This window comes from Sphingomonas sp. QA11 (assembly GCF_028473665.1).
Lineage (GTDB): Bacteria > Pseudomonadota > Alphaproteobacteria > Sphingomonadales > Sphingomonadaceae > Sphingomonas > Sphingomonas phytovorans.
The window spans coordinates 579,715-601,162 of sequence record NZ_CP098774.1; the positions used below are offsets into that span (position 1 = coordinate 579,715).

16 protein-coding genes are annotated in these 21,448 nt (G+C 65.3%); 12 read left to right on the plus strand and 4 right to left on the minus strand.

Annotation, left to right across the window (positions count from 1 at the left end):
• Nucleotides 1-57: 57 nt before the first annotated feature.
• The 3 genes from NDN01_RS02705 to NDN01_RS02715 all read left to right on the plus strand — a co-directional run bounded on the left by NDN01_RS02705 (nucleotide 58) and on the right by NDN01_RS02715 (nucleotide 2,301).
• Nucleotides 58-1,134 carry an IS5 family transposase gene (locus NDN01_RS02705; protein ID WP_272621981.1) on the plus strand — a complete coding sequence of 359 codons (1,077 nt, stop codon included), beginning with the start codon at nucleotides 58-60 and terminating at the stop codon, nucleotides 1,132-1,134.
• Nucleotides 1,135-1,289: 155 nt separating this feature from the next.
• Nucleotides 1,290-1,595: a hypothetical protein gene (locus NDN01_RS02710; protein WP_272625624.1), complete on the plus strand. Its 306-nt coding sequence runs from the start codon at nucleotides 1,290-1,292 to the stop codon at nucleotides 1,593-1,595.
• Between the two features lie 136 nt (nucleotides 1,596-1,731).
• Complete coding sequence (locus NDN01_RS02715) at nucleotides 1,732-2,301, plus strand: DUF3617 domain-containing protein (RefSeq protein ID WP_272625626.1); 570 nt, start codon at nucleotides 1,732-1,734, stop codon at nucleotides 2,299-2,301.
• A gap of 375 nt (nucleotides 2,302-2,676) precedes the next feature.
• On the opposite strand, the gene NDN01_RS02720 is transcribed toward NDN01_RS02715, so the two are convergent.
• The gene (locus NDN01_RS02720; protein ID WP_272625628.1) at nucleotides 2,677-4,200 is read right to left on the minus strand and encodes a CehA/McbA family metallohydrolase; all 1,524 of its coding nucleotides are present in this window, start codon (nucleotides 4,198-4,200) and stop codon (nucleotides 2,677-2,679) included.
• Between the two features lie 2 nt (nucleotides 4,201-4,202).
• Nucleotides 4,203-6,695, minus strand: a complete 2,493-nt coding sequence (locus tag NDN01_RS02725) for a TonB-dependent receptor (protein WP_272625629.1) — start codon at nucleotides 6,693-6,695, stop codon at nucleotides 4,203-4,205.
• A gap of 283 nt (nucleotides 6,696-6,978) precedes the next feature.
• Between NDN01_RS02725 and NDN01_RS02730 the strand changes: the two genes are divergently transcribed.
• From NDN01_RS02730 to NDN01_RS02745, 4 genes are all read left to right on the plus strand, one after another.
• The gene (locus NDN01_RS02730) at nucleotides 6,979-7,557 is read left to right on the plus strand and encodes an RNA polymerase sigma factor (protein ID WP_272625631.1); all 579 of its coding nucleotides are present in this window, start codon (nucleotides 6,979-6,981) and stop codon (nucleotides 7,555-7,557) included.
• Nucleotides 7,524-8,492: a FecR family protein gene (locus NDN01_RS02735; protein WP_272625633.1), complete on the plus strand. Its 969-nt coding sequence runs from the start codon at nucleotides 7,524-7,526 to the stop codon at nucleotides 8,490-8,492. Before NDN01_RS02730 ends, NDN01_RS02735 begins: the two co-directional genes overlap by 34 nt.
• A gap of 74 nt (nucleotides 8,493-8,566) precedes the next feature.
• Nucleotides 8,567-11,404 carry a TonB-dependent receptor domain-containing protein gene (locus NDN01_RS02740; RefSeq protein ID WP_272625634.1) on the plus strand — a complete coding sequence of 946 codons (2,838 nt, stop codon included), beginning with the start codon at nucleotides 8,567-8,569 and terminating at the stop codon, nucleotides 11,402-11,404.
• Between the two features lie 152 nt (nucleotides 11,405-11,556).
• Nucleotides 11,557-13,635, plus strand: coding sequence for a hypothetical protein (locus NDN01_RS02745; RefSeq protein WP_272625635.1), 2,079 nt, complete (start codon nucleotides 11,557-11,559; stop codon nucleotides 13,633-13,635).
• Between the two features lie 64 nt (nucleotides 13,636-13,699).
• On the opposite strand, the gene asd is transcribed toward NDN01_RS02745, so the two are convergent.
• A complete protein-coding gene (gene asd / locus NDN01_RS02750) occupies nucleotides 13,700-14,551 on the minus strand; it encodes an archaetidylserine decarboxylase (RefSeq protein ID WP_272625637.1) in 852 nt (283 codons plus the stop codon).
• Nucleotides 14,552-14,563: 12 nt separating this feature from the next.
• Here asd and NDN01_RS02755 point away from each other — a divergent pair, with 12 nt between their 5' ends.
• From NDN01_RS02755 to NDN01_RS02765, 3 genes are all read left to right on the plus strand, one after another.
• The gene (locus NDN01_RS02755; protein ID WP_272625639.1) at nucleotides 14,564-14,992 is read left to right on the plus strand and encodes a hypothetical protein; all 429 of its coding nucleotides are present in this window, start codon (nucleotides 14,564-14,566) and stop codon (nucleotides 14,990-14,992) included.
• 155 nt (nucleotides 14,993-15,147) lie between these two features.
• Nucleotides 15,148-16,923 carry an oleate hydratase gene (locus tag NDN01_RS02760; protein WP_272625641.1) on the plus strand — a complete coding sequence of 592 codons (1,776 nt, stop codon included), beginning with the start codon at nucleotides 15,148-15,150 and terminating at the stop codon, nucleotides 16,921-16,923.
• A gap of 198 nt (nucleotides 16,924-17,121) precedes the next feature.
• A complete protein-coding gene (locus NDN01_RS02765; protein WP_272625643.1) occupies nucleotides 17,122-17,856 on the plus strand; it encodes a 2OG-Fe dioxygenase family protein in 735 nt (244 codons plus the stop codon).
• 98 nt (nucleotides 17,857-17,954) lie between these two features.
• On the opposite strand, the gene NDN01_RS02770 is transcribed toward NDN01_RS02765, so the two are convergent.
• Complete coding sequence (locus tag NDN01_RS02770; RefSeq protein WP_272625645.1) at nucleotides 17,955-18,734, minus strand: AraC family transcriptional regulator; 780 nt, start codon at nucleotides 18,732-18,734, stop codon at nucleotides 17,955-17,957.
• A gap of 189 nt (nucleotides 18,735-18,923) precedes the next feature.
• On the opposite strand from NDN01_RS02770, the gene NDN01_RS02775 reads away from it, so the two are divergent.
• Both NDN01_RS02775 and NDN01_RS02780 read left to right on the plus strand, forming a co-directional pair.
• Nucleotides 18,924-20,330 (plus strand): efflux transporter outer membrane subunit, encoded by a 1,407-nt coding sequence (locus tag NDN01_RS02775; protein ID WP_443025279.1) that lies wholly within the window; start codon nucleotides 18,924-18,926, stop codon nucleotides 20,328-20,330.
• Nucleotides 20,320-21,438: an HlyD family secretion protein gene (locus NDN01_RS02780; protein ID WP_272625649.1), complete on the plus strand. Its 1,119-nt coding sequence runs from the start codon at nucleotides 20,320-20,322 to the stop codon at nucleotides 21,436-21,438. The genes NDN01_RS02775 and NDN01_RS02780 overlap by 11 nt, the downstream gene beginning before the upstream one ends.
• The last annotated feature ends 10 nt before the right edge of the window (nucleotides 21,439-21,448 follow it).

A 21,448-nucleotide genomic window follows, 5' to 3' on the forward strand; every position in this document is an offset into this window, starting at 1 on the left:
TATGGCGATTGAGGGCGTGAGATGATTCACTGCATCCCGTGAGAACGGGAGGCAGCGATGGTACAACGCGGTTTCTTCGATGTTGATGATCGGCTTGCGGCACTGTCGGCGGCGGGGGATCCACTGGAACGGCTGAGCGCGGTGGTTGATTTCGCGTTGTTCCGGCCGGTGCTGGATGCAGCGCTTGCGCGGTCGGATCGCAGTCGCGGCGGGAGGCCACCCTATGACGCGGTACTGATGTTCAAGGTGCTGGTGCTGCAGGCGCTGTACAGCCTGTCGGACGATGCGTGCGAGTTCCAGATCCGCGACCGGCTGTCGTTCATGCGCTTCCTGGGGCTTGGGCTTGGCGACCGGGTGCCCGATGCCAAGACGATCTGGTTGTTCCGCGAGCAACTCGTCCAGGCGAAGGCGATCGAGAAGCTGTTCGCGGGCTTCGACGATGCGCTGCACGGGTCGGGTTATCTGGCGATGGGAGGGCAGATCATCGACGCGACCGTCGTGGCGGCACCACGCCAGAAGCTGAGCGACGAGGAGAAGGTCACGATCAAGGGCGGCGGCACGCCGGGACATTGGTCGCCAGCCAAGCGCCGGCAGAAGGACACCGACGCGCGTTGGACGATAAAGCGCGGCCGCCGCAAGCGCAGCGAGGCGAGCGAGATGAAGGCCAAAGGTGTCGAGATCGCGGTGCCGGTTTTCGGCTACAAGAACCACGCCGGGATCGACCGCCGCCATGGCCTGATCCGACGATGGGAGGTGACCAGTGCCGCCGCGCACGACAGCCGGCCGTTCGAGGGGCTGCTCGATCCGAGGAACACCGCATCGCCGGTATGGGCCGACACCGCCTATCGCTCGAAGCGCAACGAAGCCGCGATGGCGAAGCGCGGGCTTGTCTCGAAGGTCCATTTCCGCAAGCCGAAGAACAAGGACCTGCCGGCGCATCATGCCCGCGCCAACGCCGCAAGGTCACCAGTCCGCTCGGCCGTCGAGCACGTCTTTGCCGGGCAAAAGCACCGCATGAAGCTGTTCGTGCGCACCATCGGCATCGCCCGCGCCAAGGTAAAGATCGGCATGGTCAACCTCGCCTACAACTTCAGCCGCCTCGCCTGGCTCGAAGCCCGAGTTGCGCCTGCTTGACCGGATTTGCGCCCGATCAGGCACCCTCAGGGGCAGCGAACCGGCCAATACGCCCTTGTCGATGCCGGCAAACCCGCCATCCAGACCATGCCGACGCCGTCATCACCGTTCAAAGGCGTTCTTCGAGGTGTCCAGTTGATGAAGGCAAGCAAGCCGTGGAGCTGACCCCGGAGCTGATCGGTGCCCGTTTCGACGGGATGGCGGAGTTGCCGCGCACGGTGTTCCTGTTGCGGCATGTGGACGGGCTGGAGGTGGCGGCGATCGGCGCGCGGTTGGGGCTGTTGGCCGAGGACGTGGAACAAGCACCTGGCGCACGCGCTGCGGGTGCTGACCTGGGGCGCTTAGCCGATCCCCAACTCATATCGTGCCCGCTTGTTTATTGTCTTTCATACAGGCTCCGCCTTCTCTGGAACTGGAAGCCTCCGGCAAACCTGGGGCCATTCGCACCGGTCAGCCGATAAAGCGACACCACCATTCTTGTCACAACCCGCCAGAAATTTGCAATCCCAGTGGATAGCGAAGCGATGTCATGCGTTTCGCGTTTGCTTGCCTGGCACCTGCTCAGGGTGCCGTCGTGCCAAGCCAAAGGGAGAAGCCATGAAGAATCCGGTTATGTTGTTGCCCGCCATCGCTGTTCTGGGCGCCTGCCATTCCCAATCAAGCGTCAAGGCGGAGAATGCTTCGGTCGCCGAAGTCGCCGCGGTGACGAAGGATGCCGTGAAGCTTCAGCCGGGCAAATGGCAAACCACGATCAAGATCCTCTCGGTCGATGCGCCGGGCATGCCCGCACAAATGGGCGCGGCGATGAAGCAGCAGATGAGCGCGGCGGGAAGTCAGACGGTGGAGAGCTGTCTCACGCCGGAAATGGTCGCCAAGCCGCCGGAGAACATGTTCGCTGGCGGCGCGCAGAACTGCACCTATGAGAAGTTCTCGATGTCCGATAGCAAGATGGATGCTACCCTGGTCTGCAAGGGCGGCGCCGCTGGGCCGGGCGAGATGCGCGCCACCATGTCGGGCAATTTTGCCAGCACCAGCTATGACGTGACCAGCGATGCCTCGATGAACATGCCGGCAATGCCCGGCGCGGCCGGTGGCGGCAAGGTCAACACCAAGACGCAGGTCATCGGCAAACGCGTGGGCGAGTGCGACGTGAAGAAGACCAGCTAGACCAGCAGGAATCGCGTACGATCAGCTTCATTCCTCCGTCACCCGGACTTGTTCCGCGCGCGCTTGGCTTGCCTCCCGGCAAGCCAAGCCTGTGTCCGGGTAACACAAGCTCACTCGAACGCCGGGATGGCGCAAGTACAACAGCCCCATTTTGCTTTCGAGGTTGAATATGAGTAATTGTATCTAGCTATATATCTGAAAATAAACGGTAAAATGCGAATTCCGCCCTGGCCCGAGAATGTCAGCAACCCTCATGACATTCCCAACACGCGTTCGATTCAATCACTGAGCCGCATCGCGTAGAACGGCATCATGGTGGGCGCCAGCGCCTCGCTTCCTTCTCATCGTTGCAACAAGGGAGGCCACCCTGCCGCCCTATCCCGCCGCCGCGATATAGATCGGGTTGCCGATCAGCAGCAGGCGCCCCCGGTCGTCGCGGACCTCCGCCCGAATCCAATGGGTGTGCCCGTCGCTGTGCCACGGCGCGATCGAGACGGGATGGCTCGCGTCGAACGCCGCGCGATAGGCGGGCTCCGCCTTGCCATCGACGATCACCTGCACCGTTCCGCTCGGCACGCCCTTGATTTCGACGGAGAGGCGAACGGCCTCGCCGGCGCGCGGGCGCAGCGTCTGGCCCATATCGGCATGCTGCGTGCCACTGGATGCCGACAGGTCGAGCAACCGGTCCTTCGTGCCCTCGACGTCGATGAAGACCCGGCCCGAGCGGATGCCCGAGAGGAATCCGCGCACCGACAGTTCGGGCATATGGACGACGCTGGTCGGGCTACCGATCGCGCCGGGTTCGCTCGCCGGGCGATCGGCCTCATGGCTGTCGCTGCCGCCGATGCCAGTCACGTGCCGGCCTGTATTCAGCAGCCCGGTCCAGTAAGCGAGCCCCTGGAACTGGCTGTCGGCCGATCGCGTCTCCCGCATGGTGCCGCCGTTCACCACCTCGACCGAATCCACCGCGCCGTCGGGCAGGCCATCGATGCGCCAGCCGCAGCCCATGCAGATCTCGCCGGATGGCGCGCCGGGATGGTTGATCGAGACGATTCCGCCTTCGCGATGAACCGCGTCGATCCATTGGCGCGCCTGGTCCCAGGTCGGGCCGGTCATGCGGAAATCGAGGAAGTCGGTTGGGCCGAAGACGTTGCTATGGCCCCAGAAGGTGGTGATCTCGCGCCCCGGCACCAGCAGAAGCCGGTCGAACGCACCCTGCAATTCGCGCAGCGCATTGTAGTGCGCGGTGGTGTTGTGGTCGCTTAGTGCGATGAAATCCAGGCCGCGCGCCGCCGCCGCCTCGACGGTGCGATAGACGGGGCAGGGGATGCTCGCGCCCGACTGGGCCTTGCATCTGCCGTCGCTGTCGCCGCTGTGCATGTGCAGGTCGCCGCGATACCAGCCGGGCGTCGCCGCGATCGGGGCGTCGGCGAACTCGGTCACGGTCGGCGCGCGGTCGATGAAGATCCGCGCTTCGTACGGTGCCCGCGCGCCCTCGCGGATGTTGGGGGCGCCGAGGATCAGGTTCCACCGTCCGGCGGGCAGCGGACCGGGGAGATAGCCCGGCGTCGCATCCTCGGTGCTGAGCGTCATATGGTCGCGCGTGCCGCCGCTCCAGCCGCGGAAGCGCCGCGGGTCGCGCAGCCCGAGGTCGATGACGGAACGCTGTTCCTTGCCGCCATAGGTGAAGCGGATGGTGATCCGCGACACCCCTGCGGGCAGGTCGAACGGGACATCGGTGTACCGCTCATAGTTGGCGCGCGTCAGTTCGCCCTTGAGCACGCGCCAGGGCGTGCCCGCGTCCGCCCTTTCCGATGGCCCCGCCCGGCCGTCCCGCGCGAAGGCAGGCGCGGCCAGGAAGAGGGTTGCGAGAAGGGCGGACGCGAGACGCTTTTTCATGGTCAGAATCGATACATCACGGCCGCGCGGAAATTCCGCCCGATCAGCGGGCGCGCGATGAAGGTGTTGGCGCCCGCATCGGCGTTCTGCAGTTCGCCCGCGCGCGGATTGCCCTCGGTCAGGCCCAGCGAGTTGTTGAGATTGTCGACATAGCCATAGAGCGACAGGCTGCGGGACACGTCGAACCGAGCGCTCAGGTTGATGGTGCCATAGGCCGGCAGCCGCACCGAATTGGCGGTGTCGACATAGCGCGCGCCTTCATATTCCCACGATCCCTGCAGGCGGATGCGGCCATCGAGCAGGTTGAGGCCCGGCACCAGGCGCAGGCTCACCGTCGGCACGCGGATCAGGCGGTTGCCGTCGAAGTCGAAGGTCTTTTTCGAGGCATCGACATAGGTCAGGCCCTTGTAGCGCGGGTCCTCGAGCGTCGCGGTGGCCGACAGGTCGAACCAGCGCACCGGGCGCACCGTGCCCTCCAGTTCCAGGCCGAAAGTCTGGGTGTCGGCATAGCGCGTCTCGCTGATCGCCGGACCGTTCAGGTCGAAGCGATAGTTGGTGAAGGAGACGTTGTTGTACTTGGTCCAGAAACCGGTCGCATAAACGTCGATCAGCGGGCTTGAATATTTGAGGCCGATCTCGCCCAGGTCCATCGTCTGGATGACGGGAGTCGATGTCGGGCTGGTGACGAAATTGCCCAGGCTCGGCAGGCGATTGGCCGATGTGTAGCGGGCGAACAGGCCGGCATGCTTGCTGAACTGATAATCGACGCCCAGCGTCCAGGTCGCATGGGCATAGTTCTTGTCGTAATTGGCATAGACGCCGCTGCCGGTGAGGATCGACGACGTCGCCGGGGTGCCGAGATTGACCGTCTTCTTCAGTCCGACCGTGCCACGCGTGCGCATCGTTTCCCAGCGCACGCCGCCGTCGATGCGCAGGTTCGGCGTGATCTGCCATTCGTCGGCCAGGTAGAGTGCGTGGCTCGTCTGCTCGCCATGCGCATTCTCCCATTCATAGCCGTATTTGTAGATGCCATGGTCGGTGAAGGTCTTGAGGACATTGCCCGCGCCATCGACCGCTACCAGGTCGAGCAGCCGGCTGTTGTTGCGCACGTCGAGCAGCGCGGTCGAGGAATAGCGGCTGAAATCCTCGTCGATATGCGCGAAATAATAGCCGAAGGTAATGTCGTGGGTGGTCGAGCCCATCTCGAAGCGGTGCGAGATGTGGGTGTCGTTCATGAACTCCTTCACCGGCAGCGTCAGGCCGCGAAGGCCGCCGACGATGACCAGGCCGTTGCCGTTCTGGTTGGCGGTGTCGAAGATCTGGCCGGGTGAGGTCGCATAGCGGAACTGGAGCGCGGTCGCGCCGGGCGCCTGGCCCAGCAGGCCGGCCTGCTGGGTCAGCAGGCTCGACGCGCTTTGCAGCGTGTTGGGGAACACGCCGTTCCGCTGGGTCCAGGTGTCGTTGTAGCGGGTTACGTTGGAGATCTTCCAGTCATCCCAGGGCTCGAACTCGAACTTGCCGGTGATCTGGGTGCGCTTCACCTGGGTGCCGACGCTGTTGTCGAAATCATAGGTGCCGCCATCGCCCTGGATCATCCGCACCCGCTGCGTCTCCGGCCCCGCGACCGTGCCGTAATTGCCGCTGAAGCCGGGCACGGCGCGGATCTTGCCGTCCGCATAGGTGCGCATCGGGATGCCGGTGTAGAAGCCGACAATGTCGTCCACCCGCTTCACGTCGAGGCTGACCTTGGCGCGCTCCCATTCGCGCGACACGGTGGCGCGGATCTGGCCGCCGCGATTGGCGGTGAAGCCGGGATCGCGCACGCCGCCCTCGGAGCGATAGAAGCCGCCCAGTGCGAGCTTCCAGTCGCCGATCGGCGCGCCGGCCCAGAAATCCATTCGGTACATGCTGTCGGCGCCCAACGAGGCCTTGACGAGGCCTTCCGCCTTGTCGCCCACCTTGCGCGGGATGAAGTTGACCGCGCCAGCTGGCGCATTCGAATAGAAGAGCGACGCGGGGCCGCCACGCACCACTTCGATCCGCTCGATCGTCTCGTCCAGGCGGAATACCTGGTCGCCGTTCAGATAGCCGAGCGCGGGATCGTGCTGGACCGGGATGCCGTCCTCCAGCAGCTGGATCGAGCCGAAGCCGTCGACCGGCACGCCGCGCGCACGGACGTTGCCGCTTGCCTCGCCGCCGGAGGATTCGACCCAGAATCCGGGGACAGACTTCAGTGCCTCGGTGACGCTGGTCGGTGCCTGGAGGCGCAGCGTTTCCTCGTCGATTCGCGTGACCGAATAGCTCATCTCGGCCTTGGTCCGCTGGCCGGTGCCGGCGCGGCCGGTGACGATGATGTCGCTGGCTTCGCCGCCTTGCGCGGGCTGCGTATCAGGCTGCTGGTCATGCGTCTGGGATTGGCTGTCCTGCGCCCATGCGGGGGCCGTCCCGGCGCATAGCAGGGCGAGCAGCGACGATGTCATCAGGTACGGCTTCATGATTTTCCCCTTCGGTTGATGTCTCTGGCGGTTTTCCGGACCCGAGAGACGCGCGTCCGGTCGTTCCGGCGCGCGGTTGCGCGTCGGTGAAAGGCGTTCGTTTGTGCTTCGCCGCGCAGACGGGGCAGGCGGTGGTTTCCGCTATCGGTCGCGGAAATTTTTTCGGTGTGGCGATGGCAGGCCGCCTGATGCGGCCCCGGCCGGAAGCGAACTGTCAACCGGCTGTCACACCCGGCCTTTAGGCGCAGTCCCGGTTCGGCATTTCGGATGGAGCGGCGACGACATGGCATGGCTGCGCGACATCGACATATGGTTCGCCGATCATGTCTTCGCTTACCACCATCAGACGCGCCGCTACGCGATCAGCCTTGTCCGGCAGGCGGAAGAGGCGGAGGAACTGGTGCAGGAAGCCTATGCGCGGCTGTTCGCGCTCGAAGACTGGGCCTCGATCGCCAATCCTCACGCCTTCACCCTGCGGATCGTCCGCAACCTTGCGATCGAACGCTTTCGTCGCGCCGAGGTCGTCCGGCTCGACCGGAGCGCGATCCTGCACACGCTCGAAGTCGCCGATCAGGAACCGACTCCCGACGTCGTGGCGATGGACCGGTCCGAACTGCGCCGGGTCGCCCAGATATTGGAGGAAATGCCGCCGCGCATGCGCGAGGCAATGGTTCTCCGGAGAATTGAGGGCTTGCCCCCGGCTCAAGTAGCGGAAAGAATGAAGATCTCCGTCTCCACGGTGGAGACACACCTTATCAAGGCCCTTCGCCTGTTGACGCAGAGGCTGAACCGGCAGGAAGCGCAGGCGAAGACGGAGCGAATACCCGCATGGGAGAGGAAGGAAAGGCTGGAGCAGGGCTGAGCGAGCAGGCGATCAACTGGCTGGTGGCGCTCGATTGCGGCACCGCCGACGAGCAGGCGTTCGATGCCTGGCGCACTGCTGATCCTCGGCATGCCGCTGCCTTTGCCCAGGTCGCCGCGACGTGGCGGCGAACCGCCGATCCGCGCCTCGCCGCGCTGCTCGACGAGCCCGCCGAAGCTGGTCCGCCGCCCGAGCCCGATCGGGCAGCACCAAGCACCTGGACGCGCCGTGCCGTTGCGGGGGGCGCGGTCGCTGCCATGCTCGGTCTTGGCGGAGCCGGCGCCATGCTGGTGTGGCCGCGCAGGGCATTCGCCTCGACCGCCGTTGGCGAGCGCCGGACCATCCGCTTGCCCGACGGCAACCACGCGATGCTCAATACCGATACGCGCGTCGCCTGGCGTTTCGAGAACGGGCCCGAATTCTGGATCGAGCGAGGTGAGGCGGCTCTGCTCATTCGCGAGACAACCAGACCGTTTCGCGTATACAGCGATCCGATCGATGCGCGCCTTGGCGCCGGGAAGTTCACGTTCCGGATCGAGCCCGGCGGCGGCGAGCTTCTGGTTGTCGCCGGGAGGGCCGAGGCTGCCTATGGCGGCACGCCCGCCGGGACGGTCCATGCCGGCAGCGCGCTGACGGTCAGCGACGGTGCGGCGCGGGTCTCTGCGTGGTCACTGGACGCCATCGTGGCCGCGACTGCCTGGGAGGATGGCAAGATCGTCTTCAACGGCATGCCGCTCGATCGGGCGATCGTCGAGTTCAATCGCTATCTTCCCGACAAGATCGTGCTGCAACAGGCGGACCTCGCCGGCACGCGGCTCGGCGGCGAATTTCAGATCGACAATCCCGATGGCTTCCTGCTCGCCCTTCGCGACGGATTCGACATCGACCATCGCCAGCAGGGCAATCAGATCCAGCTTTTCCGCCGCCGCGGCTGACGGCCGACCCGGACGATGCGCGTGCAGGGCCGTCGTGACATGAAGCTGTCGCGCATGGGCGCCAGTGACGGATCATGTGTCTGACTCACGGCCTTCGTCGCTCCTTCGGGCCATCGAACCACCGTGCTTCCAAACCCGCCGCCCGGTTCGCGGCTGGTCTTCTGGGCGGCATGGCGATGATCGCCCCCGCGCCGGCCCAGGCGGGGCAGGGAGGGCGGTCGGCCCTGTTCGACATCCCCGCGCAGGGACTTTCGGCAGCGCTGGACCAGTTCGCGCGTCAGGCCGGGGTTCAGATACTCTATCCCTACGGGGTCGCTACGGCGGGTCGCAACGTGGCGCTGCGCGGCCGGATGCCGGTTCGCGAAGCGCTCGACCGGTTGTTGCGCGGGAGCGGGCTCGAGATCGCCCGCTTCACTGATCAGGTCGTCACCCTGCGCGCGGGTGTTCCCTCACCATTCGCCCGGAGGGTCAAGCGCCTTGACGTCCCGCTGCCCGCGCCTTCGTCTGTTCCCGAACGGCCCTCACCGCCTCCGCCGGAAATCGTGGTGACCGGGCGCGCCGTCGGCGCGCCGCTCGCGGAGGCCGAACTGAGCTACGCGGTCACGCATATCGATGCTGCCACGCTGGCACGCCAAGGACCTCAGTCCACGGCTGAACTGTTCACCCGGATTCCCGGCTTCTGGGTCGAATCGACCGGGGGGGAGGCAAGCAACAATGTCCGATCTCGGGGCATTCCGACCGATGGTTATTCCTCGGTGGCGCTGCTCGAGGATGGGCTGCCGGTGCAATATGACGGCGGTCTCGGCTATCTGAATACCGACCAGATATATCGGGCCGATCCGACGGTCGAGCGGGTGGAAGCGGTGCGCGGCGGCCCCTCGGCGATCTTCATGGCCAACGCCCCGGGCGGCAGCGTCAACTTCCTCACCCGGAACGGATTGCGTACTCCGGGATATCTCTTTTCAGCGACCGGCGGCAGCTTCGGCTATGGCCGAATCGACGGATTCGCCGGTGTGCGGATTGCGCCGAACCTCGGGGTTTCGCTGGGGGGATTCTATCGGCGCGACGATGGCCTGCGCGATCCTGGCTATCTCGCCGACCAGGGCGGACAGCTCCGCGCCGGCATCGATTACGACAATGGTCGGGTTCGTCTGTCGTTCAACGTCAAGCGGCTGGACGACCGTGTCATTCTCTATCTGCCCGTTCCTCTCCAGTTCGATGCCCGGGGCGACGTCCACGGCATTCCCGGCTTCGATCCGCTGTCCGGCACGCTGGCCGGGCCGGACAATCTCCATGTCCCGTTCAAGACCGCTACGGGCCAGCGCGATTTCGACCTGTCGCAGGGCACGCACAGCCGGGTCACCTTCTACACGATGACCGGACGGCTCCCGCTCGGCGGGTTGAGCGCGCTTGAGGTCAAGGCGCGGCTGCGAACCGGCAGCACGGTCAGGAACGGGCTGTTCCCGATCGGTCGGCCGACGTCCGGAAGTATCTATCTCGATAGCGTTGGACAACAAGTGGCGGCGGCCTTTCCGGGCACGTCGGCGACGCAGATCCGCTACGCCGACACCGGTCAACCGTTCCTGCCCGACAGCAACGGTAACGGGCTGGTCGTCGGCGCCAACCTGCTGTCGGTACGGATGCCGATGCGCGAATTCGTCGGCGATGTCCGGCTCACGCGCAGTGTCGATCGATGGGGGCATCACGACCTGGCGCTTGGCTTGACCTATGATCATGCCAGCCTCGGCTTCGACCGGACGATGGGAACCGTGTTGCTCGATGTGCGCAGCCAGGCGCGGCGGCTCGACGTCGTCGCCCTTGATGCCGGTGGCCGGCAAGTCGGTGCGCTGACCGACAACGGGTTCATCCGCTATGGCTCGCTGTTCGACCGGGTCGATCTGCGGTCCTCGAACATCGCGCTGTACTTGGCTGACGAATGGAAGCTGGCGCCCCATTGGCGCATCGACCTGGGCGGACGCTGGGAGCGGATTCGGATCGGCGGCGGTGTCGAAGGCAACTCCCCTGTGAACCTGGGCGATCCGGCGACGCTGGCCGACGATGCGGTCCTGACCGGCAATGGCAAGATCACGCCAATCCGCCGCACTTTCTCCGGTCTCAGCTGGACGGCCGGGGTCAACTTCAACCCCGGCTCGGGCACCGGCCTGTTCCTGCGGTTCGCGCGCACCGCCAGGCTGCCGAGCGCGACCGAGTTCATCGGGTCACCGAACCGAACCGACGAGGCGATTGTCCCGATCACGATGGCGGAGGCGGGCCTCATCATCAGGCGCCGACACTGGAATCTGTCGGCCGTCGCCTACAAGAGTCATTTCGCGCGATTGCCGTTCACCGACTATCGCTTCGATCCGGTGTCCAATACCTATGTCGACCGCACCTCGATCGCCGATACATCCACTGTCGGACTCGAACTTGCCGGCCATGCGGATCTGCCGGGACCTCTGCAGCTTGACCTGCAGGCAACGCTCCAGGATCCGCGCTATCGCAATTTCAGCTATGTCGAACTGGTCGGGGGCTTGCCGGTCACGCGCAACGTCACCGGCAATCGGTTGATCCGCGTGCCGAAATTGTCCCTGCGCGCCACGCCAAGCCTCAACCTCTTTGCCGGCGGGCTACGCATCGCGCCTGAATTCGTGCACTATTCCGATCGCTTCGCCGATATCGCGAATACGCAACGGCTGCCGTCCTTCTCGCTCGTCAATATCGATATGAACGCCAGAATCAGCGATCACCTGACGCTCGCGTTGCACGCGACCAATGTCACCAACACGCTCGGTCTCACCGAAGGCAATCCGCGAGCCGGATCGTTCGACGCCGGCGGCATGGGCACCAGCTATTTCCTCGCCAGGCCTGAGTTCGGCCGCGCCCTTCGCGCGACGCTCAACTTTTCCTATTGATCTCCAGTCGCCTGCGCCTCTTCCCAGGCTGCCCGGTGCGACAGGAGCATCTCAATTCCATGGCGCATATGGGCAAAAGCTCTTAGCGAGCACCGCATTTGCTCCGCAGTCCTCTGTCGAGATGGCTTCGTATTGCTCCTAAGGCGCGTTTGATGTTCAGGAAATCTCCCCGCAGAATCGCCATTCTGGCCACGCTCCTCGTTCTGGCTGCGGTGGGAGGAGGTGTCTGGCTATTGCTGAGTCTGGGCTGGTTCGCGCCTGCTCCAACCAAATTCGGCTGGCAGGCTGACTTCGCGACCGTGGCGGGAGACGGCGTTCGGGGCCATGCCGATGGCGCGCTGGCCGGTGCGCGCTTCAGCGATCCGTTCGCGGTCGCGGCCGACGCGTCAGGGGCGCTTTATGTAGCTGATGCCGGCGACACCAACCGCATCCGCAAGATCGACGCTGACGGCACCGTCACGACCTTGCCTGGATCGTTCGACACGCCGTCCGGCATCGCCCTAGACACCGCGGGCAATGTCATCGTCGCGGATACGGGAGCCAACGCGATCCGCATGATCAGCTCCACCGGGGCCGTGACCACCCTCGCGGGGGATGGGGTGGCGGGGCTCCGCGACGGTGTGGCGGCGCAGGCGCGCTTCAACGGGCCGATCGGGGTGGCGGCGGACGGGAAGGGCAATGTCTATGTCGCTGACAGCTATAATGACCGGATCCGCCTTATCACGCCGGATGGCCAGGTGCGGACGCTCGCGGGCGGCGATTCACCGGGTTTCGCTGACGGCCAGGGTGCGGCCGCTGCTTTCGATACACCTGGCGGCCTCGCGATCGACCGCCACGGCGCGCTGTTGGTCGCCGATACCGGCAACGATGCGATCCGCAAGATCGACAAGGATGGCCTTGTCTCGACCGTCGCCAGAACGGATCCGGGCGACGGGGCGGGCCTGCTGAAGGCGCCGATCGCGCTGGCGCCGACCTGGGACGGGTTCCTGTACATCGTGTCTTTCCGCCGCGCGCGCATCGTGCAGATGTCGCCCACGGGTGAACTGCGCGTACTGGCCGGGCCGGGGGCCGCGATCGGCGGCAACGCCGCGCTGCCGCTGACCGGGCCGGCCGGCCTGGCGATCGATCGGGCGGGAGCGCTCTACGTCGCCGACGCCTCGGCCTATGCGATCCGCAAGCTCACGCCGCACCGCGCCGGTGCCCCCGTCATGGTGGCTGCGCTTGAACCCGCACCGCCGGCCCTCGTCCGCGCGCGGGTGTTCCCGTGGCCAGTCAAACCGCAATATGGCTGGCACGAGGTGGTTGGCGACATGGGCGAGGTGCGTGGCAATTATCAGGGCGAGAGCCGCGATCACCTTCATGCCGGCCTCGATATCAGCGCACCGGTAGGAGAGCAGGTACTCGCCTCAGCGAACGAGACGGTGCAGGATCCGCTGCCCAACTGGGACGTGGAAGGGCTGAGCGAAGGCCTGCGCATCGACCAGGTCACCTATATCCATATGCGCGTCGGCCGCACACCGACGGGCGCGCCGCTTGATCCCGCCCGCTTCCAGGTGATCCGCGATCTCGGGGGCCATGTCACCCGCGTACGGGTCAAGCGTGGCACCCGTTTCCGCGTCGGCGATCCGCTCGGCACGATCAACCGCATGGCGCATGTCCATCTCGAACTCGGGCCCCCGCGCGCCAAGGTCAACGCGCTGCTGCTGCATTTTCCCGGTTTCACCGATCGGGTCGCACCGCATATCGATGACGTGCATGTCCTCGATGCCGCAGGCCAGCGCCTGACCGGGATGCAGAATGGCCGGATCGTCGTTCCTGCCGCTGGTGGCACCGTCGCCATCGTCGTCGAAGCCTGGGATCAGGTCGATGGCAACGCCGCACGCCGTCGCCTCGGCCTGTACAAGGCGGGATTCCAGATACTGAAGGCCGACGGCACACCGGTACGTGGGTACGAGCAGCCGCGCATCACGCTCGAATTCGACCGCATGCCGACTGCGGCCGACGCCGTGAAAATCGCCTATGCCCCGGCCAGCGGCGATACCGTGCACAGCGACCAGCGGACACGCTTTCTCTACGTCGTCACTAACATGGTACGGCACGGTCATGCGTCGCAGGGTGGCTGGAACCCGGCTGATGTCTCTCCAGGTAACTATACTATCCGCATCTACGCTGCCGACCGGGCCGGGAACGTCGCATCGACCGGGCGCGATCTCCCGATCACGATCCGTTGATCCACTCATGGCACGATGAAGTCGTGCCAGCATTACGCGCCTCGCACGCGGTGCCGGAAGATGCTCAGCCCGGGCTGTTGCCCATCATCTCGCCGAGGCGCACTGGCCGTTCGGGCGCCCAGTCCTTGCTGAAGGCGACGGTGCCCTGCCTGAACAGCATCACGATCGTCGAGCCGAGAAGGAAGCGGCCCATTTCCTGGCCCTTCTTCAGCACGATGTCCTGATCGGCATAGGCCCACTCGGCAACCTTGCCGGTGCGCTTCGGATTGACCACGCCGTGCCAGACGGTCGCCATGCTGCCGACGATGGTCGCGCCCACCAGCACCATCACAAACGGGCCATATTCCCGGGATTCGAACACACAGACCACGCGCTCGTTGCGCGCGAAAAGCTTCGGCACGCCGCGCGCCGTGGTTGGGTTCACAGAGAACAAAGCGCCCGGCACATAGATCATGCGCGTCAGCGTGCCGTCACAGGGCATGTGCAGGCGGTGGTAGTCCCTGGGCGACAGGTAAAGATTGGCAAAACTGCCATGACGAAACAGGGCTGCCAGGCTCGTGTCGCCGCCGACCAGCTCGGTAGTGGTGAAGCGATGGCCCTTGGCCTGCAGTATCTGGTCGTCATCAATGGTGCCGAACTGGCTGATCGCGCCGTCCACCGGGCAGATGAAATCAGCCGCGGCCAGGGGCCTGACACCCGTCTTGAGCGGGCGGGTGAAGAACTCATTGAAGCTGCTATAGCTGGCGATGTCCGGATTCTCGGCTTCGGTCATATCGACGCCGTACTTGCGAACGAACCAGCGGATCAGCGGGAGCGTCATCGCGCTTCCCTGCGCTCCAGCGATCCGGCCGGCGAAAATGGTCAGGCGCTGCTTGGGCAGCAGATATTGAAGCAGAATCTTCAGGTGATCGGACATGGTCTGGCTCGAATGGTGGACACCGCCGCGCACCTGTCACGGGGCGGATCGTGCACTTTTTGGGAAAAGTGCGCGCATCACTTAGACCGGCTTGCCGCGCATGGACAGTTTTTCTCCGGCCTTCTCGTGTTCAGGCAATGGTTTCATGAAACGCTCAAGCTGATCCAGAGCCCCACCATTTCCCTTAAAGACGATGTCACCATGACGAAGCGGGTGATCGACGCGGCCGAAAGCGACGTAATCCTGGTCGGCCATTCCTATGGCGGCGCGGTCATCACCGAGGCTGGTAATCACACGATCCCCGTTCCCGCCCAAGGCATGATGGCGAACCGCGCCGTCGCGAAGACGATCGATCGGGCGGGCAGCCATGCGGTCTATGTCTCGCAGTCTGATGTTGTCGCGGACTTCATCGACAGCGCGGGGCGCGACGTGAGCGACTAAATCAGACGATCCCGACGCTGGCGCGCCTACCCGCAGGCTCGGTTGCGGAAAGCGATTTCGCTGTCCCGGTGCTTGATCGATGGGCAGTTTCGTCACGGATTCGTGCTAGAACCATCTTGCGTTGAACCGGGTCGATCTTGCGAAGGGGTTTTGTCATGTACAGGTCCAGCGGCAATTTCGAGGCTTTTGCCCGGCCTCTCAAGCCGGAGGGTATCGACGGCCGCCGGGCCTTTTTCGTGGGGTCCGGTCTGGCATCGCTTGCGGGCGCGGCCTTCCTGGTCCGGGACGCGCAGATGCCGGGCAGCGCGATCACGATCTTCGAGGAACTCCCCCTGCCAGGCGGCAGCATGGACGGTATTCTCGACGAGCATAAAGGGTTCATCATTCGCGGCGGACGCGAGATGGAGGCGCATTTCGAAACCCTGTGGGATCTGTTCCGCTCGATCCCGTCGCTTCAGACGCCTGACGCCTCGGTGCTTGACGAGATGTACTGGCTGCACAAGAGCGACCCGTCGACCAACCCGTGCCGCGCGATCCAGAAGCGCGGTGAACCGATCGACCAGCTGCCTGACCTGACTCTAACGCCCAAGGCGGTGGAGGAACTGATCGGGCTTGCCATGATGCGGGAGCAGGACCTCGACGACAAGCGCATCGACGAGGTCTTCACCGGCGAATTCTTCGCCTCCAACTTCTGGCTCTATTGGGCAACGATGTTCGCGTTCGAGCCCTGGGCGAGCGCGCTCGAAATGCGGCGCTACATCCTGCGCTTCGTCCATCACGTATCGACACTCGCTGATCTCAGCTCGCTACGCTTCACCCATTACAACCAGTATGAATCGCTGATCCTGCCGCTGGTCGCGTATTTGAAGGACCATGGCGTGACCTTCCAGTACGGCACCCAGGTCGACGATATCCTGGTCACCAGCGCGGGCGGCGAAAAGGTCGCGACGGCGATCAACCTCACGGTCGATGGCGAGGCCGGAAAGATCAAGCTGGCGCCTGCCGACCTGGTGTTCGTCACCAACGGTTCGATCACCGAAAGCTCGACCTATGGCAACAATGATACGCCCGCGCCCGTCGTCACCGATCGCGGGGGCGCCTGGTCGCTATGGAAGAAACTGGCCGCGCGGGATCCTGCATTTGGCCGTCCGGAGAAGTTCTGCGAAAACATCCCCGAGGCGAACTGGACGATCTCAGCGACGGTCACGCTGACCGACGACCGCATCGTCCCCTATATAGAACGGATCACCGGGCGCGATCCACGCTCGGGCCGGATCGTGACCGGTGGCCCTTGCAACATCAAGGATTCAAGCTGGCTCTACGGGTTTTCGATGAGCAGGCAGCCGCATTTCGCGGCGCAGGACCCGAAAAAGGATCTTGTCGTGTGGCTGTACGGCCTGTTTTCCGACAAGCCCGGCGACTACGTCAAAAAGCCGATCCGCCAATGCACCGGCACGGAACTGTGCGCTGAATGGCTCTACCATCTCGGCGTGCCGGAGGAGCAGATCGACGATCTCGCGCGCAACGCGGCGCGCACGATCCCCTGCAACATGCCCTATATCACGTCCTATTTCATGCCGCGCGCTGTCGGAGACCGGCCGCTGGTGGTGCCGGAGACATCGAGAAACCTGGCATTCATCGGCAACTTTGCCGAGACCGAGCGCGACACCGTGTTCACCACCGAATATTCGGTGCGCACCGCGATGGAGGCGGTCTACACTCTGGTGGGCGTCGATCGCGGTGTGCCGGAAGTGTTCGCCTCGTCGTTCGATGTTCGCGTGCTGCTGGACGCTCTTTATTACCTGAACGATCGCAGGCCACTCGACGAGCTGAAGCTGCCGTTCGTCGCGCGCATGATCGAAAAGGTCGCGCTTGCGAAGGTCAAGGGTAGTTATGTCGAGGAGCTCCTCGAGAATGCGAAACTGATCTGAAAGGCTGAGGGCGACTGGAGAGCAGAAGCCAGAACGAGATTCTCCGGCTGGCCCGGGGCCGCAACTTTCGAGCGCGGAGGCGGGAACTCGCGATGCCGCTGGCCATGATCTGGCCGCACGAACCCTTATATGATGGACATATTGCTTCGCTACCGGAGCAGTTGTTGAGGTGGTGATTGCGCTGTGCCCCTACGGTCGGTGAACATTGGAAGCGAGGTCAACCTTCGCCTGGCCGAGGAGCTTGCTGCGCAGGGCTTCCTTCGTCCGGCGCCCGGAACGATCGACTGGTTACCGACGCCTGCCTTGGATTCGAGCTGGAAGAGCTTCGCGGAATCGTGGGATCGGCTCGGCCTCGATCGATACATGGCCGATGGCGGTCGCTATCGCCGACGCCGTCACGCTGCATTGGCGATCACCCCGGACTCGATCACGCGAAAGCCGCACCAGCCTCATTTCCAGAGCCGTGACTATAATCAGCTGAATGGGGACGTTCAGCGCTGGTTCGAGTCGATGGAGGACGCCATCCCCGACAGCCAGATGATGCGGCGCTTGCTCCGTGGTGCCACCCTCTGCTTCGAGGGAGCTGGTGAAAGCTCCCTCGTCACTCAATGGCATGTCGAGCTGCATCAGTTCCGGATCGAGGCCACGGCGCAGAAGCCGGGTCGCCCGACCCCTGAGGGAATGCATCGCGACGGGGTCGATTGGGTGCTGGTGATGCTGATCGATCGGGTGAACGCCGGTGAAGGGGTGACCGAGATCCAGATTGCCGGCCGGCCGGAGATCGACCGCTTCACCCTGGCAGCGCCGGGTGACACCGTGCTTCTGGACGACCATCGGGTGATGCATGGTGTGACTCCGATCCGGCCATTCGATACGGACATGCCGGCCTATCGCGATGTTTTCGTCGCGACATGGAAGGCGGAATTCGGCTGAGATCTTTTTTGCGATGAGCGAGGTGTGGGATCGGGCGGCCCAAGGTGGCCGTTCGGCCACGCCACCGCGCAAATGCGACCGCAGCCGACCGCGTTTCCTCAATCGGGCGGCCGCTGGCCTCGATCAAAATATCCGGTTGGGGACACGCCCAGCGTCCTGCGGAACATCGCGGCGAAGGCGCTTGGGCTGTCATACCCATGCTCCATCGCGACCTCCAGCACCGACACGCCGGCGGCGAGCCGGGGCAGGCTTAGCAGCAGCCGCATTCGCCGCAACCATTCGCCGAAGCTCATGCCGAGTTCGCGATGGAACATCCGTGCCAGCGTCCGACCGCTGACATGGATGTCTGCGCCGAGACGCTCCAATGTCGCGGGCCCGGCCGGATTGGCGATGAGCCGAGCACAGAGGCGCGCAAGGCGCGGGTCGCGTGGCATCGGGACGTGCAGGTACAAGCGTGGAGCCGCCTCGATCTCATCGAGGATCAGCTCCATGATCCGGGCGTCGCGCCCGCCCGTCGCATAATCGAGCGGGATAGACGTTGCCGCCACGATTGCCTCGCGTAGGAACGGCGACACCTCCAACACCTCGCAACATTGCGGCAGGCCGGCGCGGGCGTCGTCGTGCACGAACACCGTCCGCATGCTGACATGGCCCGCGATCTGGATCGCATGCTCCTCGTGAGACGGCATCCACACAGCGCGGCCGGCGGGCACAACCCAGCTTCCCGCACGGCTGGTCACGGTCATCACCCCAGACAGCGTGTGAATGAGCTGCGCGCGCGGATGAGAATGCGGCGCGACATGATCGCCGTCGGGATGGTCGCTCGCCAGCGCCGAAACCGGGCGCGGCGCGCCTTCGCAATCTTCATAGGTACGCAATCTGTCCATATCGCGACGATGATTGTCATTACCGAGAGAGAAGGACAAGCGAACGCGTCGTAATGCTCGCCGCTCCGTTAGCCAGGAAGCGCCGTGAGCCATCCGTTCCGCAATGTCTGTGCATCCCTTCTCGCCGCGTCCGGGCTTGCCGGATGCGCGACGGGGCCATCCCGGCCGCCACGCCCTACGATAACCGCGCCAGCGGTGCTGGCAGACGATGGCGCGACGAACCCCGACGCGCCGGCCTCGCAATGGTGGAAACTGTTCGATGAGCCGTCGCTCGACGCACTGGTCGAGGAGGCGCTGGCCAATAATCGCGATTTGCGGGTCGCCGCGGCGCGCCTGCTGCAAGCTCGCGCAAGCCTGAGCGAAACACGCGGGGCGCGGACGCCGACGACCGGCGTATCGGCCGACGCCGGCGCGGGTAGCACGCTGGAGGATCAGATTGCCGCCGTGGCCACGAGCGACGACCAAATCCGGTCGGGTTCGCGCTTTGGGCTGGGCATCGGCGTCGCATGGGAGGTCGACCTGTTCGGGCGGCTCCGCGCCACGATCAGCGCGGCCTCAGCCGATGCGCGCGCGGCGGCGGCGATGCAGGACGGTGTTCGGGTCGCGATCGCGGCGGGCGTGACCGAGGGCTGGGTGACGGCATGCGGCTTCGCCCATCAGGCCGATATCGCTCGCCGATCGCTCGCCGTAGCGCGGGAGGACCGGGAGCTTGCCGAGCGGATGCGCGCGGCGGGCATCGGCACGCCCGCCGATGTGCTGCAGGCGGAGGCGCTGGTCGCCCAGGCAGAGGCCGCGCTTCCTCCCCTGGAAGAATCGCGTCACCGTGCATTGACCGATCTCGCGGTCCTCACCGGCCATATTCCGACTGAGATGCCCGTCGCGGCGGCCGAATGCCGCGCGCCACCCAAACTGGCGATCGTCATCCCGGTCGGCGACGGTGCCGCGCTCCTGCGTCGTCGCCCCGATCTGCGCGCCGCCGAACAGGCATTGACCGCCAGCACCGCGCGGATCGGCATCGCGGTCGGCGATCTTTATCCGCGCCTGTCGCTGGGCGGCACGGCGGCCGCATCCTCTCCTTCGATCGACGGTCTCGGTGCCCGGCAGAATTTCGTATGGCGAGCCGGACCGCTGCTATCGTGGAGCTTTCCGAACCTCAGCGCAGCCCGTGCGCGGATCCGTCGGGCGCGGGCGGGCGAAGCGGCGGCGCTGGCCGCTTTCGACTCGGCGATCCTGCGCGCGCTCAAGGAGGTGAACCAGGCTGCGGCAGGCTATGCGAGCCTTCTCAGCCGCAGCGAGCAGCTACGCGTCGCCGCCGATCGCATGTCGCGCGCTGCCGCGCTTGTCCGCGCCCGGCGGAAGGCGGGAGATGCCACGGCATTCGAGGTGCTCGATGCCGATCGATCGGAAACGGCCGCGCAGGCCGGGCTCGCCGATGCCGAGACCCGAGTCGCGGCCGCGCAGGTCGTGTTGTTCAAGACGCTGGGCGGCGGCTGGGAACAGGCCCCCGCCGTTACGCTGCCGCGTCCCCAAAGATCCAGCGCCGCCACGGCGGTGCCTTTTCCCGAGTATTCCCGTCATGACCGCTGACCTTGCTTCCGACACTCAGGCCCCCGGCGCTGCCCGACCATCGCGACGTCCCATGCTGGTCGCGGCCGGCGCGCTGGCGCTGCTTGCCGTCATCGGGTTCGCGCTTCATTGGTGGAGCGTTGGCCGCTTCCTGATCGAGACCGATAATGCCTATGTGCGCGCTGACGTCGTCGCGATCGCGCCGCGCGTCGCGGGCAATATCGTCTCTGTTGCGGTCGCCGACAATCAGCGGGTACGCGCGGGCGACATTCTCGCGCGGATCGATGATCGCGACTACCGCATCAGGGTTACTGAAGCGGAAGGCGCCGTGGCGGCAGCACGGGCGGATATATCCGCCGCGGCGGCGCGGATCGCCAATCTCGACGCGCGATCGACACAGCAGCGCAGCGCGATCGCACAGGATGTCGCGGCGGTCTCCGCACGGGTGGCTGACGCTCACCTCGCCGCGCTCGCCTATCGCCGCCAGTCCGATCTCGCCCGCCAACAGATCACGAGCACCCGGATGCTCGAAACCGCCGAGGCCGATGCCGGCCGTACGGGCGCTGGCCTGGCCGAAGCACGCGCAAAGCTCGCCACGTCGCGCGATGCCCTGCCGGTGCTGGCAACCGAACGGCACGCCGCCGCCGCTGATCTGGACAAGGCGAAAGCCGCGCTGCGCCGGTCGGAAGCAGTGCTCGATGCCGCTCGGCTCGATCTCGATCGCACGGTGATCCGCGCGCCGGTCGCCGGGCTGGTCGGGCAACGCGTCGTGCGCGCCGGCCAATATGCCGAGGTGGGAACGCCGCTGATGGCCCTGGTGCCGGGGACGGCATTTGTCGTCGCCAATTACAAGGAAACCCAGATCGCGCGAGTCCGCCCCGGCCAGCCGGTACGGATCATGGTCGATGCGTTCGGCGGCGCTGCGCTCAACGGTCATGTCGACAGTTTCGCGCCCGCCTCCGGTGCGCAATTCTCGCTGTTACCGCCTGACAACGCCACCGGCAATTTCACCAAGATCGTACAGCGCATGCCTTTGCGCATCTGTATCGACGCGGGCCAGCCGCAAGCTGGCGGGTTGCGCCCCGGCATGTCGGTGGAGACCATCGTCGACACGCGCGGCAACCGCTAATGGCGACGCA

What these genes read in the sequence shown, in the direction of transcription:
- NDN01_RS02725 (WP_272625629.1), bottom strand. Translation starts at nt 6,695, where the DNA reads ATGAAGCCGTACCTGATGACATCGTCGCTGCTCGCCCTGCTATGCGCC.
- asd (WP_272625637.1), bottom strand. Translation starts at nt 14,551, where the DNA reads ATGTCCGATCACCTGAAGATTCTGCTTCAATATCTGCTGCCCAAGCAG.
- NDN01_RS02740 (WP_272625634.1), top strand. Translation starts at nt 8,567, where the DNA reads ATGTGTCTGACTCACGGCCTTCGTCGCTCCTTCGGGCCATCGAACCAC.
- NDN01_RS02745 (WP_272625635.1), top strand. Translation starts at nt 11,557, where the DNA reads ATGTTCAGGAAATCTCCCCGCAGAATCGCCATTCTGGCCACGCTCCTC.
- NDN01_RS02760 (WP_272625641.1), top strand. Translation starts at nt 15,148, where the DNA reads ATGTACAGGTCCAGCGGCAATTTCGAGGCTTTTGCCCGGCCTCTCAAG.
- NDN01_RS02730 (WP_272625631.1), top strand. Translation starts at nt 6,979, where the DNA reads ATGGCATGGCTGCGCGACATCGACATATGGTTCGCCGATCATGTCTTC.
- NDN01_RS02755 (WP_272625639.1), top strand. Translation starts at nt 14,564, where the DNA reads ATGGTGGACACCGCCGCGCACCTGTCACGGGGCGGATCGTGCACTTTT.
- NDN01_RS02735 (WP_272625633.1), top strand. Translation starts at nt 7,524, where the DNA reads ATGGGAGAGGAAGGAAAGGCTGGAGCAGGGCTGAGCGAGCAGGCGATC.
- NDN01_RS02780 (WP_272625649.1), top strand. Translation starts at nt 20,320, where the DNA reads ATGACCGCTGACCTTGCTTCCGACACTCAGGCCCCCGGCGCTGCCCGA.
- NDN01_RS02720 (WP_272625628.1), bottom strand. Translation starts at nt 4,200, where the DNA reads ATGAAAAAGCGTCTCGCGTCCGCCCTTCTCGCAACCCTCTTCCTGGCC.
- NDN01_RS02705 (WP_272621981.1), top strand. Translation starts at nt 58, where the DNA reads ATGGTACAACGCGGTTTCTTCGATGTTGATGATCGGCTTGCGGCACTG.
- NDN01_RS02715 (WP_272625626.1), top strand. Translation starts at nt 1,732, where the DNA reads ATGAAGAATCCGGTTATGTTGTTGCCCGCCATCGCTGTTCTGGGCGCC.